The organism is Hydrogenophaga sp. UC242_53 (assembly GCF_042696965.1).
GTDB lineage: Bacteria > Pseudomonadota > Gammaproteobacteria > Burkholderiales > Burkholderiaceae_C > Hydrogenophaga.
The window spans coordinates 3,499,842-3,515,883 of the sequence record NZ_CP170552.1; the positions used below are offsets into that span (position 1 = coordinate 3,499,842).

The 16,042-nt window shown below is 70.6% G+C and carries 10 protein-coding genes and 1 pseudogene; 9 read left to right on the forward strand and 2 right to left on the reverse strand.

Annotated elements, in window-relative coordinates; translation table 11 throughout:
• The first annotated feature begins 32 nt into the window (after positions 1-32).
• The 5 genes and pseudogenes from ACFJI0_RS17630 (at position 33) to ACFJI0_RS17650 (ending at position 11,313) form a co-directional block, all read left to right on the forward strand.
• Positions 33-5,983 (forward strand): annotated as a pseudogene (locus tag ACFJI0_RS17630) (alpha-2-macroglobulin).
• Positions 5,984-5,985: 2 nt separating this feature from the next.
• Positions 5,986-8,136, forward strand: coding sequence for a penicillin-binding protein 1C (gene pbpC / locus ACFJI0_RS17635; protein ID WP_382325705.1), 2,151 nt, complete (start codon positions 5,986-5,988; stop codon positions 8,134-8,136).
• The gene (locus ACFJI0_RS17640; RefSeq protein WP_382321498.1) at positions 8,120-9,010 is read left to right on the forward strand and encodes a LysR substrate-binding domain-containing protein; all 891 of its coding nucleotides are present in this window, start codon (positions 8,120-8,122) and stop codon (positions 9,008-9,010) included. Before pbpC ends, ACFJI0_RS17640 begins: the two co-directional genes overlap by 17 nt.
• A gap of 127 nt (positions 9,011-9,137) precedes the next feature.
• Positions 9,138-10,292, forward strand: coding sequence for a mandelate racemase/muconate lactonizing enzyme family protein (locus ACFJI0_RS17645; RefSeq protein ID WP_382321501.1), 1,155 nt, complete (start codon positions 9,138-9,140; stop codon positions 10,290-10,292).
• Between the two features lie 34 nt (positions 10,293-10,326).
• Positions 10,327-11,313 carry a Bug family tripartite tricarboxylate transporter substrate binding protein gene (locus ACFJI0_RS17650; protein ID WP_382321503.1) on the forward strand — a complete coding sequence of 329 codons (987 nt, stop codon included), beginning with the start codon at positions 10,327-10,329 and terminating at the stop codon, positions 11,311-11,313.
• A gap of 26 nt (positions 11,314-11,339) precedes the next feature.
• Here ACFJI0_RS17650 and ACFJI0_RS17655 read toward each other — a convergent pair whose 3' ends face one another.
• A complete protein-coding gene (locus ACFJI0_RS17655; protein ID WP_382321505.1) occupies positions 11,340-11,651 on the reverse strand; it encodes a DUF4124 domain-containing protein in 312 nt (103 codons plus the stop codon).
• Positions 11,652-11,813: 162 nt separating this feature from the next.
• On the opposite strand from ACFJI0_RS17655, the gene ACFJI0_RS17660 reads away from it, so the two are divergent.
• The 4 genes from ACFJI0_RS17660 to ACFJI0_RS17675 all read left to right on the forward strand — a co-directional run bounded on the left by ACFJI0_RS17660 (position 11,814) and on the right by ACFJI0_RS17675 (position 15,527).
• On the forward strand, positions 11,814-12,965 hold the full coding sequence (locus ACFJI0_RS17660; RefSeq protein ID WP_382321507.1) for an L-lactate dehydrogenase: 1,152 nt from the start codon (positions 11,814-11,816) through the stop codon (positions 12,963-12,965).
• 25 nt (positions 12,966-12,990) lie between these two features.
• Positions 12,991-14,232: a Y-family DNA polymerase gene (locus ACFJI0_RS17665; RefSeq protein WP_382321509.1), complete on the forward strand. Its 1,242-nt coding sequence runs from the start codon at positions 12,991-12,993 to the stop codon at positions 14,230-14,232.
• Between the two features lie 86 nt (positions 14,233-14,318).
• Positions 14,319-14,597: a hypothetical protein gene (locus ACFJI0_RS17670; RefSeq protein WP_382155032.1), complete on the forward strand. Its 279-nt coding sequence runs from the start codon at positions 14,319-14,321 to the stop codon at positions 14,595-14,597.
• Positions 14,598-14,684: 87 nt separating this feature from the next.
• On the forward strand, positions 14,685-15,527 hold the full coding sequence (locus ACFJI0_RS17675) for an enoyl-CoA hydratase-related protein (RefSeq protein WP_382321511.1): 843 nt from the start codon (positions 14,685-14,687) through the stop codon (positions 15,525-15,527).
• On the opposite strand, the gene ACFJI0_RS17680 is transcribed toward ACFJI0_RS17675, so the two are convergent.
• Positions 15,524-15,949, reverse strand: coding sequence for an Lrp/AsnC family transcriptional regulator (locus ACFJI0_RS17680; protein ID WP_382321513.1), 426 nt, complete (start codon positions 15,947-15,949; stop codon positions 15,524-15,526). The two genes, ACFJI0_RS17675 and ACFJI0_RS17680, sit on opposite strands and share 4 nt — an antisense overlap.
• Positions 15,950-16,042 lie beyond the last annotated feature (93 nt).

Sequence of the window (16,042 nt, forward strand, 5' to 3'; positions counted from 1 at the left end):
CGGCGGGCTTTCAGCTACCCTTGGCGTCTGCCATGGAGGAAGCCTTGAAAAACAACATCCCGCTCCGCTTTGCCGCCACCGCGTGGCTGGCCATCGCCCTGCCCGCGTCCGCGCTGCAGATCACCAGCGTTTCACCCCAGGGCGAAGTGGCCCGGGTGCGCCAAGTGGTCGTCAAGTTCAACGACAGCGCCGTCAACTTCGGCGACGCCAAAGCCCCCGCTCCCGTGTCGCTCAGTTGCAGCGACGCCCAGGCCACCCGGGGCAACGGCCGCTGGACCAGCGACCGCGAATGGGCCTTCGAGTTCGAGAACGACCTGCCGCCCGGCGTGAACTGCACAGTGCAGGTGAAAAGCGGCTTCAAGTCGCCCAAGGGCTTGGAACTGCCCGTGACCCGCACCGGCTTCAACACCGGCGGCCCGTTCGTGCAGCAGGTGCGCCCGGGCCCCTCGTCGCGCATCGACGAAGAACAGTATTTCGTGCTGCGGCTCAACGGCGCGGCGACGGCGGCCAGCCTGCAGTCCCAGGTGTGGTGCGCGGTCGAGGGCCTGGGCGAGCGGGTGCCGATCCGGCTCATCGAAGGCAAGGACCGCGGCGAGCTGCTGAAAGCCAACGGCTGGGACAAGCTGGCGGACAAGGAGCCGCAGCGTTATGTGACGCTCTCGTGCAACCGCCGCTTCACGCCCGACACCAAGGTCTCCCTCGTGTACGGCAAGGGCGTGCGCAACACCCTCGGGCATTGCGAACACCGTGGAGAAGCGCTTCGACTTCCAGGTGCGCGAGGCCCTGACGGTCGGCTTCAGCTGCGAGCGCGAGAACGCTCAGGCCGCCTGCCTGCCGATCCGGCCGATGACGCTCAACTTCAGCGCGCCCGTGCCGCGCAAGCAGGCCGAGGGCATCCGCCTGAAGTCGGCCCAGCAGACGCACAAGCCGGTGTTCGAAGAAGAGAACGCCGACGGCGACAGCGTGGTCACCGAGCTGACGTTCAAGCCGCCTTTCGCCGAGCAGACCGCGTTCACCATCGAACTGCCCAAGAACTTCAAGGACGACGCGGGCCGCACGCCGGCCAACGCCGACAGTTTTCCGCTGCCGGTGCGCAGCGGGCGCCATGCCCCCGCTGGCCAAGTTCGCCGCCTCGCCCTTCGGCATCGTCGAGCGTTTCGCCGAACCCGGCGGCACCCCGCTGCTGCCCGTGACCCTGCGCAACGTCGAGGCCGCGCTGCAGGTGCAAGGCCTCAGCCCCGGCCAGGTGAACGACCTGCAGCCCAAAACCGACGCGGAGATCATTGCCTGGTTCCGCAAGCTGCAGCGCTACGACCAGTTCAACGTCTCGCGCAAACAGGCGCAGGCCGACACGGTGGGCCCGCTGCCCAAGGTGCTGGAAGACCGGGACAAGCGCTGGGTCGAGTCGCGCGCCGTGTCGCTGCTCAAGGGCCAGGCCGGCGTGAAGGCGATGAGCCTGCCCCAACCCGCCGCCAGCGACCCGCGCCCCTTCGAGGTGGTCGGCATCCCACTCACGCCGGGCTTCCACGTCGTGGAGATCGCCTCGCCTGCCCTGGGTGGCGCCCTGCTGGACGCACGCTATGGCGGCTCGCGCACGATGTACGTGCGCACCTCCGCCTTGGTGACCAACCTGGGCGTGCACTTCAAGCTGGGCCGCGAAAACGCGCTGGCCTGGGTGACGACGCTGGACAAGGGCAAACCCGCCGCGGGCGCCCTGGTGCGCGTGTCCGACTGCGTCGGCAAGGAAGTGCGACGGCCACCACCAACGCCCAGGGTGTGGCCGAGCTCAAGGGCGTGCCGCCGCAAGCACCGCGCTGCAACAGCGGGGACGGTGAAAGCACGCAGGCCTATTTCGTCAGCGCGCGGCTCAAGGATGGCGCCACGGAGGACATGGCCTTCACCTGGAGCGACTGGTACCGGGGCATCGAGCCCTGGCGCTTCAACGTGCCGACCAGCCGCGATCCGCGCCCGGACGCGCGCGCCCACACGGTGTTCGACCGCACGCTGCTGCGCGCCGGCGAGACGGTGTCGATGAAGCACCTGATCCGCACCGAAACCAGCCAGGGCTTCGGCCTGCCGGAAACCCTGCCCGACACCCTGGTGATCACGCACACCGGCAGCGGCCAGCAGTTCACGCAGCCCGTGGCCTGGCGCAAGACGGCCACGGGCGGCCAGAGCGCGGAAAACAGCTTTGCCGTGCCGGCCGGTGCCAAGCTGGGCAACTACGAGGTCGTGCTCAAAAGCGCCGACGAGCGCCAGCGCCAATACAGCAGCGGCGAGTTCCGCGTGGAGGAGTTCCGGCTGCCGGTGCTCGAAGGCCGCATCGCGCCGCAGGCGAACCAGGCGCTGGTCAACGTGAAGACCGTGCCGACCCAGCTGCAGGTCAGCTACGTCTCGGGCGGCGGCGCGGCCAACCTGCCGGTGCGCGTATCGGCCCTGGTGCGCGACAAGGCCCTGAGCTTCCGCGACTTCGACGGCTTCAGCTTCCAGCCGCCCCGCGCGGACGGCGCGCCGGGGCATGAAGACGGCGAGGAAGAAGCCGCCGCCTCGCAGGACCAGCGCGTCATCGCGGACAAACTGCCCGTCACGCTGGACCGCAACGGCGCGGGCGCGCTCACCATCGAGCAGGTGCCCACCGCCCCTCAGCCGCAGGAACTGCTGCTGGAGGCCACCTACGCTGACCCGAACGGCGAGGTGCAGACGCTGCGCAGCGTCTCCACCGTGTGGCCGGCGAACGTGGTGGCGGGCATCAAGACCGAAGGCTGGGTGTCGGCCAGCCAGAAAATCAAGTTCCAGGCGCTGGCGCTGGACCTGGCGGGCAAGCCCGCGGCCAAGGTCGCGCTGAGCGTGAAGGCCGTGGCCCACATCACCACCACCAGCCGCAAGCGCATGGTGGGCGGCTTCTACACCTACGACAACCAGACGCAGACCAAGGACCTCGGTACGGTCTGCAGCGGCCAGAGCGACGCGCGCGGCCTGCTGCTGTGCGAAACCAAGCTCGGCGAACCGGGCGAGGTGGAACTCATCGTGACCGCGCAGGACGCGGCGGGCCTGAGCATCCAGGCCGCCAGCTCGGTGTGGGTCACGCGCCAGGGCGAGCTCTGGTTCGGCGGCGAGAACCACGACCGCATCGACCTGCTGCCCGAGAAGAAGAGCTACCAGCCCGGCGAGACCGCGAAGTTCCAGGTGCGCATGCCGTTCCGCTTCGCCACCGCGCTGCTGACGGTGGAGCGCGAAGGCATCCTCGAATCGCAGGTGGTCCAGCTCAACGGGCAGGACCCGACGGTGCAACTGAAGATCCAGGAAGGCTGGGGCCCCAACGTGTACGTGAGCGTGCTGGCCCTGCGCGGTCGGCTGCGCGAGGTGCCGTGGTACTCGTTCTTCACCTGGGGCTACAAAGCCCCGCGCGAGTGGTGGACCTCGTTCTGGTACGAGGGCCGCGAGTACGTGGCGCCGACCGCGCTGGTGGACCTGAGCAAGCCGGCGTTTCCGCCTGGGCCTGGCCGAGATCCGCGTCGGCACGCGGGCGCACCAGCTCGATGTGAGCGTCAAGGCCGACCAGGAGACCTACCCGGTGCGCGGTCAGGCGAAGGTGACCATCAGCGCGAAACTGCCCAACGGCCAGCCGGCGGCAAACGCGGAAGTGGCGCTCGCGGCGGTGGACCAGGCCCTGCTGGAACTCATGCCCAACCGCAGCTGGAACCTGCTCGACGCCATGCTGCAGCAACGCGCCTGGGGCGTGGAGACGTCCACCGCGCAGATGGAGATCATCGGCCGGCGGCACTACGGCCGCAAGGCGGTGCCGGCCGGTGGCGGCGGCGGCAAGAGCGGCGCGCGCGAACTGCTCGACACCCTGCTGCTCTGGAACCCCAGGGTGACGCTGGACGCGAAGGGCCAGGCCGTCGTCACGGTGCCGCTCAACGACGCGCTCACCACCTTCCAGATCGTCGCCGTGGCCGACCTGGGCACCGGCCTCTTCGGCACCGGTCAGACCAGCGTGCGCGCCACGCAGGACCTGCAGATCATCAGCGGCCTGCCGCCGCTGGTGCGCGAGGACGACCAGTTCCGCGCGCAGCTCACCCTGCGCAACACCACCCAGAAGGCGATGAAGGTGGCCGTGTCGCCGCGCGCCACGCTGCTCGAGCTCGCGCCGCAGACGGTGGACATCCCGGCCGGTGAGGCGCGCGAGGTCGCCTGGACGGTGACCGCGCCCGCACAGCTCACGCAGACGCGCGCCGAAGCCATCCTGTGGGAGATCGAGGCGAGGGACACGCTGGGTGGCGCGAAGGACGCGCTCAAGGCCCGGCAGCGCATCGTGCCCGCCGTGCCGCTGACGGTGCAGCAGGCCACGCTGGTGCAGGTCGATGGCGCGTTCAACCTCGACGTGGCGCCGCCAGCCGGCGCGCTGCCGGGCCGGGGCGGCCTGAAGCTCGCGCTGCAGCCCAAGCTGGCCGAGGGCCTGCCCGGCGTGCGCGACTGGTTCGCCAACTACCCCTTCGTCTGCCTGGAGCAGAAGACCAGCAAGGCCGTGGGCCTGCGAGACGCCAGGCTCTGGCAGGGCGTGGTGGCGCAGTTGCCCAACTACCTCGACGCCGACGGCCTGGCCAACTACTTCCCGCCGCGCGAAGGCGACGCCAACCGCGGCAGCGACATCCTCACAGCCTACCTGCTGGCGGCCACGCACGAGGCGGCCACCCTCGACCCGGCCTTCGGCCTGCCGGACGAGGTCCGCGCGCCGATGGAGCGCGGCCTGATCGCGTTTGTCGAAGGCCGCATCTCGCGCGAGTTCTGGAGCCCGCGCAAGGACCTGGACGTGCGCAAACTCGCCGCCATCGAGGCCCTCTCGCGCTACGGCAAGGCGCGCGGCCGCATGCTGGGCAGCGTCACCCTCGCGCCCAACCAGTGGCCCACCAGCGCGGTGATCGACTGGGTCAACATCCTCCAGCGCGTGAGCGACGTGCCGCAGCGCGAGCAGCGCCTGGCCGAGGCCATGCAGGTGCTGCGCGCGCGCCTGAGCTTCCAGGGCACGAAGCTGGTGTTCAGCACCGAGCAGGACGACTACTGGTGGTGGCTCATGGCCAACGGCGACGTGAACACCGCGCGCCTGATGCTCACCGTCATGAACGACCCGGCCTGGCAGGACGACATGGGCCGGCTGGCCAGCGGCTTCATCGGCCGCCAGCAAAGCGGCGCCTGGCACACGACGACCGCCAACCTCTGGGGCGGCCTGGCGCTGGAGAAGTTCTCGGCCAGGTTCGAAGCCACTCCCGTCGCGGGCACGACGCGCGCCACCCTGGGCACGGGTGCCGCCGCGATCGACTGGGCCAAGGTCGATCGGGTGAAGACCAGCGATGCGCTCGGTGCACCGAACCAGACGACCTGGTTCGGCGCCCCCGCCGGCCCGGGCAATCTGAAGAACAACACCGGTTTCCTGCCCTGGCTGGCCGACGGTGGCAAGGGCACCCTGAGCGTGGCCCACCAGGGCAGCGGCAAGCCCTGGCTCACGCTGCAGTCCCTCGCCGCCGTCCCGCTCAAGGCGCCGTTCAGCGCGGGCTACACGATCAAGAAGAGCATCACGCCGGTGGAACAGGCCGTGAGCGGCACGCACACGCGCGGCGACGTGTGGCGCGTGGCGCTGGAGGTCAACGCCTCCGCCGACATGACCTGGGTGGTGGTCACCGACCCGATCCCGGGCGGCGCGACCATCCTCGGCGGCGGGCTGGGCCGCGATTCGCAGATCGCGACTTCGGGCCAGAAGAGCCCGGCCGGCAACGCCTGGCCGGCCTTCGAGGAACGCAGCTTCGAGGCCTACCGCAGCTATTACGAGTACGTGCCCAAGGGCGTGTTCAAGATGGAATACACCGTGCGCCTGAACAACGTCGGCGAGTTCTCGCTGCCGCCCAGCCGCGTGGAGGCGATGTACGCGCCCGAGATGTTCGGCGAAACGCCGAACGCCCGCGTGAAGGTGGAGGCCGTGCGGTGAACCTGCGCCACGCGCTCGCGGCGACCGCGCTCGGCCTGGGCCTGGCGCTGCCGGCACAGGCCTTGCCAAGCTTCGCCGAGGTGCACGCCGGCTGGCGCTCGTCCGAGGCGCGGGTGCTCGATCGCCAGGGCGAGCTGCTGCAGCGCGTGCGCATCGACCACCAGGAGCGCCGGGGCGAGTGGATCGCGCTGGCCGACGTGTCGCCCGCGCTGCGCACGGCCCTGGTGCTCAGCGAGGACAAGCGCTTCCACGAACACAGCGGCGTGGACTGGCGCGCCGTCTCGGCCGCGGCCTGGGGCAACCTCTGGAACAGCCGCACGCGCGGCGCCTCGACCATCACCATGCAGCTGGCGGCCCTGCTCGACGAGCCCGATGGCGAGCTGCAGCGCGGCGCGGGCGGCCGCCGCCTGACGCAGAAGCTCGGCCAGGCGGTGGCCGCGCAGCAGCTGGAGCGGCGCTGGCGCAAGGACCAGATCCTGGAGGCCTACCTCAACCTCGTGCCGTTCCGGGGCGAACTGGTCGGCATCGATGCGCTCTCGCGCACGCTGTTCGGCAAGGCCGCCCACGGTCTGGACGAGCGCGAAGCCGCCGTGGCCGCCGCCCTGGTGCGCGCACCCAACGCGAAACCCGCGCAGGTCGCGCAGCGCGCCTGCGGCGTGCTCCAGCTCATGCAGGCCGGCACGCCGGTGGACTGCGGCGAAATGAAGATCCTGACCACCATTGCCCTGCAAGGCCGCGAATTCACCGCCAGCGAAGGCATCGCGCCCCACCACGCCCGGCGCGTGCTGGCGGCCGGGCCCGCGCAGACGGTGCGCTCCACCGTGTCCGCCCCGCTGCAGCGCTTCGCCGTGCAGACGCTGCAGCGCCACCTGCGCGAGCTCAAGGGCCGCCACGTGCAGGACGGCGCGCTGGTCGTGCTCGACAACGCCAGCGGCGAGGTGCTGGCCTGGGTCGGCTCCTCGGGCGAGCTGAGCGCCGCGTCGGAGGTGGACGGCGTGACGGCGCCGCGCCAGCCCGGCTCCACGCTCAAGCCCTTCCTCTACGCCCAGGCCATCGCCGAGCGGCGCATGACGGCCGCGTCCCTGCTGGAGGACTCGCCCGCCGCAATCCCCACCACCAGCGGCCTCTACATCCCGCAGAACTACGACCGCCGCTTCAAAGGCTGGGTGTCCGCGCGCACCGCGCTGGCATCGTCGCTCAACGTGCCGGCGGTGCGCGCGCTGGTCATGGTCTCGCCCGACGCGTTTCACCACCAGCTCGGCGCGCTCGGCCTGCCCCTGCGCGAGCCCGCCGGCTACTACGGCTACAGCCTGGCCCTGGGCAGCGCCGAGGTGCCGCTGCTCGCGCTGACGAACGCCTTCCGCACGCTGGCCAACGGCGGGCGCCACGGCCCCGTGGGTTCGCCGCCGCAGGCCGCGCCGGCCATCGACCCGCGCGCCGCCTTCATCGTGGGCGACATCCTGAGCGACAGCAACGCGCGCGCGCGCACCTTCGGCACGGACAGCATCCTGGCCACGCGCTTCTGGGCCGCCGTGAAGACCGGCACCAGCAAGGACATGCGCGACAACTGGGCGGTGGGCTGGTCCGAGCGCTTCACCGTCGGCGTGTGGGTGGGCAACGCCAGCGGCGCGCCGATGTGGGATGTGAGTGGCACCAGCGGCGCGGCACCCGTCTGGGCCACCGTCATGCAGCACCTGCACGCCCACACGCCCAGCCGCGCGCCGCGGCCACCGGCCGGCCTGGTGCAGGCGCGCGCCTCGTTCGAAGGCACGGATGGCGCGCGGCCACTGGAAGCGGCGCGCAGCGAATGGTTCCTCGTCGGCACCGAGCAGGCCCGCTTCGCGATGGACACGCCGGCCCCGGCGAGGGCGCCGGGCAGCGCGCTGCGCATCCGCAGCCCGGCTCCGGGCACCATCGTCGCCCTGGACCCGGACATCCCGCCCAACCGCCAGCGCCTGAGCTTCGTGGCCAGTGGCGCGGGCGGCCGCTGGCGCCTGGACGGCAAGCCCCTGGGCCAGGGCACCCGGCTGCAGTGGCTGCCCTGGCCGGGCCGGCATGTGATGCAACTCACCGATGCGCGCGGCACGGTGCTGGACGAGGTGCGTTTCGAGGTGCGCGGCGCGGGAGTGAAAGAGCATGCAAGAAGCCATTGACCTGAGCACCCTGCGCGTCGTGGTGGCGGCGGCCGACCTCGGCTCCATCAGCGCCGCCAGCGAACGCCTGCAGCTGGCGGTGGCCGCCGCCAGCTCGCGCATCACGGCGCTCGAGGAGTCGCTGGGCTTCCGCGTGTTCGAGCGCTCATCGCGCGGCGTGCAGCTCACGCCGGCGGGCCAGATGCTGGTGCAGCGCAGCCGCGCGCTGCTGACCGACGCCGACCGGCTGGCCCAGCACCTGCGCGGCTACAGCGAGGGCCTGCAAGGCCATGTGCGCGTGCTGGCCAACACCTCGGCCCTGCTCGAGGTGCTGCCGCAGCGGCTGGCGCAGTTCATGAAGGCGCACCCGCTGATCCGCATCGACCTGGAGGAGCGCGGCAGCCCCGAGATCCCGCTCGCGCTGATCGAAGGCCGCGCCGACTTCGGCGTGGTGGACCTGCCCGTGCCGCCCGCCGGCCTGGCCTTCACGCCCTTCTTCAGCGACACCCTGGTGCTGCTCACGCCGCGCGCGCACCGCCTGGCGACGCGCCGCCGGCTGCGGCTGGCCGACGCGCTGGACGAGCCCTTCATCACGCTCACCGACGGCACCGCCCTGTCCAACCGCCTGCTCGCCTCGGCCGCCGACGCGGGCCAGCCGCTGCACGTGCGCATGCGCATGCGCGGCTTCGACGCCGTGTGCCGCATGGTGGCCGCCGGCCTGGGCGTGGGCGTGCTGCCGCTGGAGGCGATCGCGCCCCAGCTGGCGCACCTGCCGCTGGCGGCGGTGCCGTTGTCCGACCCCTGGGCGCGGCGCACCCACCACATCGCCACCCGCACCGACGCGCCGCCGGCACCGGCCGCGCTCACGCTGATCCGCGCGCTGACCTCCCGCTGATCGGGCTTTCGCGAAACGCGAAAGCAGCCTTTGCCGCACGCCATTGCGGCCCACGCGGGGCCGTTCCTACACTGGCCCCCAGACCCCACAACACAAGCGCCGCCGCCCCGGCCGCGCCGGAGACTTCATGAAAATCGCCCGCGTCAGCGCCACGCCGCTGAACCTGCCCGTCACCGTGCAATCCCCCAGCCGCAGCCAGACCACCAGCCTCTCGGTCTGCCTCGTCACCATCGAAACCGACACCGGCCTCATCGGCACCGGCATGACCGCCATCACCGAGGAAGAGGTGATCGGCAGCATCGTCAACGACATCGCCGCGCACCACCTGGTGGGCATGGATCCGATGCGCCACGAGCAGGTCTGGGAGCGCCTCTACTGGCTGCTCACGCCGCGCGGCCAGTCGGGTTACGCCAGCCACGCCATCGCCGCCATCGACCTCGCGCTGTGGGACATCAAGGGCCAGGCGCTGGGCGAGCCCTGCTGGCGCCTGCTCGGCGGCGCGCGCGCCGAGGTGCCGGTGTACGCCACCTTCGGCTTCAACTTCTTCGACCGCGACGAGCTCGCCGCCGCTGCGCGCGAGTGGGTGGGCCGGGGCTTCTCGCGCCTGAAGATGACGGTGGGCCACCACGCGCTGCAGCGGCGCGACGAACCCCGCCCGCTGGACCAGGTGATCGCCGAAGACGTGCAGCGCATCCGCGCGGTGCGCGAGGCGGTGGGGCCGGACGTGCAGATCTACATCGACGCCAACTGCAGCCTGGACTACTTCCACGCGCTGTCGCTGGCCAGGAAGGTGGAGCCCTACGACATCAGCTTCTTCGAGGAGCCGGTGTCGCAGAACGACATTCCCAACCTCGCGCGCCTGCGCGCCAAGACGTCCATCCCGCTGGCCGCCGGACAGAACGAAGGCCTGGCCTCGCGCTTTCGCGACATGCTGGTCGCGCAGGCGGTGGACGTGGTGCAGCCCAACGCCTGCATCAGCGGCGGCTTCACGCAGTGCAGCCGCATCGCGGGCATGACAGCGGCCTTCAACACGCGCTTCGCCAACGGCGGCGCCTGGCCGCACCACAACATGCACCTGCACGCCGGCCTGGCCAACGGCTCGCTGGTGGAATACCACTCGGTGGCCGTGCAGTGCTGCGAGCTGGTCTTCGACGACCTGCCCAAACCCGAGCGCGGCGTGCTGCGCCTGCCCGAGACACCGGGCCTGGGCTTCAAGCCCAACCCCGAGCGGCTGGCGGAACTCGCCAGGCGCCCGGGCTCGCGCGGTGCCGGCAAGGCCTGAAAAAGATTCCCCACGATAAAAACGGAGACAAGACATGCAGAACCTCAACAACCGCTTCTCCCTGGGCCGGCGCTCCGCGCTGGTCCTGGCCCTGGCCGCGACCCTCGGCACCAGCGCCTGGGCGCAGGCCTGGCCCAGCAAGCCGGTGCGCCTGCTGGTCGGCTACTCGGCGGGCGGCGGCGTCGATGCCATGGCGCGGCTGATCGCGCCGCGCCTGTCCACGCTGCTCGGCCAGCAGGTGGTGGTGGACAACCGCACCGGCGCGGCCGGCCTGATTGCGGGCGACGCGGTGGCGCGCGCCGCGCCGGATGGCTACACCCTGATGCTGGGCGACAGCTCGCTGCTGATCGCGCAGCACCTGCAGCCGCGCATGAGCTTCGACCCCATCAAGGCCTTCACGCCGGTGGCGGGTGTGTTCACCCTGCCGCTGGTGATCGTGGCGAACAACGAGGTGCCCGCCAAGACGCCGGCCGAGTTCGTGAAGCTGCTCAAGGACAACCCCGGCCGCTACTCCTACGCCACCTCGGGCGTGGGCACGGTGCACCACCTGGGTTTCGAGATGCTCAAGGGCCAGGCGCGCACGTTCGTCGTGCACATCCCTTACCGGGGCGCGTCGCAGATCGTGCCCGACGTGATGAGCGGCCAGGTGCCCTTCGGTGTGGTGAGCGCGACCTCGGCCATCGCCCAGGCCAAGGCAGGCAAGCTGCGCGCCGTGGCCGTGATGAACCCGGTGAAGCTGGCCGGCGCCGAAGACATCGCGCCGCTTTCCGACGCCCTGCCCGGCTTCTCCGCCGTGCCGCGCCTGTACGTGCTGGCACCGGCCGGCACGCCGGCCGCCATCGTGGAGCGCCTGAGCGACTCGCTGCGCACCGTGATGGAAGCGCCGGACATCGCGCAGATCGCCGCGCAGCAGGGCGCCGTGCCGGCCTACATGCCGGCCGGACCCCTGGCCGCCGACATCGTGCGCGAGTCCGCCGAGTGGGGCAAGGTCATCCGCGAGCAGAAGATCACCGCGCAGTGAACCCGTGGCCCGACTCGGGCTCGCGCTCAGGTGCAGGGATCGGGCTGGGGCACCTCGGTGCAGCGCCGGTAGGCCTCGGGTTTGAGGCCGCCGCCGACCACGCGGTACTGGTCGAAGCACGCGGCGCTGGCCAGGTAGCGGTGCCAGCGCGCCTCGCACGCGCTGGTGCCGGGCGGCAGCGGCGCATCGGCCGGCACGGCCCGGGCCCGGTGCTGCGGCGGCACCTGGGTGCCGTAGACGGTCTGGCCGCGCTCGTCCACCCAGCGGAAGACATCGGCGGCCAGGGCCGCGCCGGGCAGCGCCAGGGCGACGACAAGGGTCAGGGCGTTCAGCTTCATGGCGGTGGGACTCCCGCGACCCGGGGGCGGTTCCGCCGTCCGTCCCCCCAGCGCTGCGGCACCGCAGCAAAAATTTCAAAGCCGCGCCACCCGCTTTCACAAGCGAGGGCCGGGGCGCGCGGCTAACATGCCACGACACCCAAAACACCGGAGACTTTCGAGATGACCGTGATCACCAACGTGGAGGACCTGCGCGTCCTGGCCCAGCGGCGCGTGCCCCGCATGTTCTACGACTACGCCGACAGCGGCTCGTGGACCGAGGGCACCTACCGCGCCAACAACGCCGACTTCCAGAAGATCAAGCTGCGCCAGCGCGTGGCGGTGAACATGGAGAACCGCAGCACGCGCAGCACCATGGTGGGCCAGGAGGTGGCGATGCCGGTGGCGATCGCGCCCACCGGCCTCACCGGCATGCAGCATGCCGACGGCGAGATCCTGGCCGCGCGCGCGGCGCGCAAGTTCGGCATCCCGTTCACGCTCTCCACCATGAGCATCTGCTCGATCGAGGACGTGGCGCAGCACGCGGGCGAAGGCTTCTGGTTCCAGCTCTACGTGATGCGCGACCGCGCTTTCATCGAGCGCCTGATCGACCGCGCCAAGGCCGCGAAGTGCAGCGCGCTGGTGCTGACGCTGGACCTGCAGATCATCGGCCAGCGCCACAAGGACCTGAAGAACGGCCTGACCGCGCCGCCCAAGATGACCCTGGCCAACATCCTCGACATCGCCTGCAAGCCGCGCTGGGCGCTGGGGATGCTGGGCACCAAGCGCAAGCAGTTCGGCAACATCGTCGGACACGTGAGCGGCGTGGAGAACATGGGCAGCCTGGGCGAGTGGACCGCCAGGCAGTTCGACCCCTCGCTCAACTGGGGCGATGTGGAATGGATCAAGAAGCGCTGGGGCGGCAAGCTGATCCTCAAGGGCATCCAGGACGTGGAGGACGCCAAGCTGTGCGTGGCCTCGGGCGCGGACGCGCTGATCGTGAGCAACCACGGCGGCCGCCAGCTCGACGGCGCGCAAAGCAGCATCGAGGCGCTGCCGGCGATCGTGGATGCGGTGGGCAGCCAGATCGAGGTGCACATGGACGGCGGCATCCGCAGCGGGCAGGACGTGCTCAAGGCGCGCGCGCTCGGTGCCCGGGGCGTCTACATCGGCCGGCCCATGCTGTACGGCCTGGGGGCCATGGGCGAGGCCGGCGTGAGCAAGTGCCTGGAGATCCTGCACAAGGAGCTCGACCTCACCATGGCCTTCTGCGGCCACACGCAGATCGAGAAGGTCGATAAAGGCATCCTGCTGCCGGGCACGTACCCGACCTGACCGTGAGGGCGGCACCACTGCCGCTATGCTCACCGCCGTGACCTCTCCCACGGCCCGCATCCGGCGCATCGCGCACCTCGACATGGACGCCTTCTTCGCGTCCGTCGAGCTGTTGCGCTACCCGCAGCTCAAGGGCCTGCCGGTGGTGATCGGCGGCGGGCGGCGGCGCGAGGACGACATGTTCGCGCGGCTGCGCGAGACCTACCCCGAACGCGAATGGACCGGCGAGGACCTGGCCCACATCCCGATCGAGTTCTTTCCCCTGCTGGAACACTACGTCGGCCGCGGCGTCGCGACCACCGCCACCTACGCGGCGCGCCAGTTCGGCGTGGGCTCGGCCATGGGCCTGATGAAAGCGGCCAAGCTCTGCCCGCAGGCCATCCTGCTGCCGGTGGACTTCGACGAGGTGCGCCGCATCTCGCGCCTGTTCAAGCACACCATCCGCGAGATCGCGCCGGTGATGGAAGACCGGGGCGTGGACGAGGTCTACATCGACTTCACCGACGTGCCCGGTGGCCAGCGCGAGGGCGGGCGCGTGCTGGCGCGCCTGATCCAGAAGAGCATCTTCCAGGCCACCGGCCTGACCTGCTCCCTCGGCGTGGCACCGAACAAGCTGATCGCCAAGATGGCGAGCGAATTCCAGAAGCCCAATGGCATCAGCATCGTGCACATGGACGACCTGCAGACGCTGATCTGGCCCCTGCCCTGCCGCAAGATCAACGGCGTGGGCCCCAAGGCCGATGCCAAGCTGCAGGGCCACGGCATCCACACCATCGGCGACCTCGCGCAGCGCGAACGGCCCTGGCTGGTCGAGCACTTCGGCAAGAGCTATGGCGCCTGGCTGCACGAGGTGTCCTGGGGCCGCGACGAGCGCGCGGTGCAGACCGAGAGCGAGCCCGTGAGCATGAGCCGCGAGACCACCTTCGACCGCGACCTGCACGCCGTGCGCGACCGCGCCGAGCTCGGCGCCATCTTCACCCAGCTGTGCGAGCAGGTGGCCGACGACCTGCAGCGCAAGGGCTACGTGGGCAAGACCATCGGCGTGAAACTGCGCTACGACAACTTCCAGATCGTCACGCGCGACAGCACGATCGCCCATTTCACCAGCGACGCGACCAGCATCCGCCGCCACGCCGGCCTGTGCCTCAAGCGGGTGGACCTCACGCGCCGCATCCGCCTGCTGGGCGTGCGCGTGGGCTCGCTGGCCAAGCTCGGCGAGGTGCCGCCCGAGCCCGAGCGCCCCCCGGAGCCGGCCCAATTGTTCTGAGGCCGCGCGGCCGCCATTGACGGAAGCTGACGCCAAACTTACAGTGTCAGAGACTGGATGTCAGCCGCATTCCCGAGGGGTCTGCCATGAATCTCTGTCTCAGGCTTGACGAGTTGGAGCGCATCAAACGCTGGCACGTGGCGCACCGCCGGGACCACCCGCTGGAATACCAGCTGTGGGACGGCATGCTCACGTTCTGGGTGATGGGCTGGGTGGGTTGCGTGCCGGCCTTTTTCTCGGAGGCCCTGTGGCTGCTGCCCTTCTGCGTGATGGGCATCTGGGCGCCCGGGCTGTACGTGCGCTGGCGCCGCAAGGTGCACCGGTCGCACCGCCTGCGCTGCGACTGGCTGGGGCCGTACAACTGAGCGGCGGGCCGTCCGGGCCGGGACAGTCCCCGTGGCGCGCGCGGACTACAGTGGTCCGTTGCCCACCACCACCGAGACCAGCCCGCCATGACCGCACCGACCTGCTTCACCCTCAGCACGACCGACCACATTGCCCACCTGGTGCTGAACCGGCCCGCCGAGCTCAACACCATGCACCCGACCTTCTGGCGCGAGCTCGACGAGCTGCTCACGCGGATCCACCACGAGGGCCAGGCGCGCGCGCTGGTCATCAGCAGCACGGGCAAGCACTTCAGCGCCGGCATGGCGCTGGAGACCTTCGGCGGCGCGATCCAGATGGACGACCAGAGCCCCGAAGGCCGCGCGGCCATCTACGACCTGCTCACCGACATGCAGGCCACCTTCACCAAGATCGAAAACCTGCGCATCCCGGTGATCTGCGCCATCCAGGGCGGATGCATCGGTGGCGCGGTGGACATGGTCACGGCGGCCTGCATCCGCTACGCGAGCGCCGACGCCTTCTTCTGCATCCAGGAGATCAACATCGGCATGGTGGCCGACGTGGGCACGCTGCAGCGCCTGCCCAAGCTGATCCCCTTCGGCGTCGTGAAGGAGCTGGCTTACACCGGCCGCCGCCTGCCCGCGGGCAAGGCGCTGGGCCACGGCCTGGTCAACGAGGTGTTCGACACCGCCGAAGCCACGGTGGCCGCCGCGCTGCAGTGCGCGAAGGAAATCGCCGCCAAGCCCCCGGTGGCGATCTGGGGCACCAAACAGGCCGTGACCTACGCGCGCGACCACTCGGTGGAAGACAGCCTGCGCCAGATGGGCTGGCTGCAGGGCACGGTGTGGAGCAACGCCCACGTGCGCGAGGCCATCAGCGCGATGAAGGACAAGCGCGCCGGCCAGTTCACGCCGCTGGCCGAGCTGCCATCGTTCAAGGCCCTGGGCTAGGACAGACGGTACGTCGCCAGGTGCAGGCTGGTCTCGGTGCTGCTGATGCCGCGGATGAGGCGGATGCGCTCCAGCACCTGGGACAGCTCCGCCAGGCTGCTCGCGCGCAGCTCGGCGAGCAGGTCCCAGCGGCCATTGGTGTCGTGCAGCTCGGCCACGCCGGGCTCGCCCAGCAGGCTGGCGATCACCGCGCGCGTCTGGTTGCCTTCCACCGCCACGCTCATCCAGGCGCTGATCTCGTCGGGCTTGGCATCGGGCCGCAGGCGCACCGTGTAGCCCACGATGACCCCGCTGTCCTCCAGCCGCGCGATGCGGTTGGTGACCGTGCCGCGCGACACGCCCAGCTTCTTGGCCAGCGCGGCCACGTTGGTGCGCGCGTCCTTGCGCAAAAGGCCGATCAGTTGCTGGTCCAGGGCGTCCATTCGGGCATTATGCGATCCGAGGCTGACTTTTTGACAATTTTCTGTCGAAATTCAAGCACAGTTGACGATTTACATTGAGCGAGCGCTTGGCGA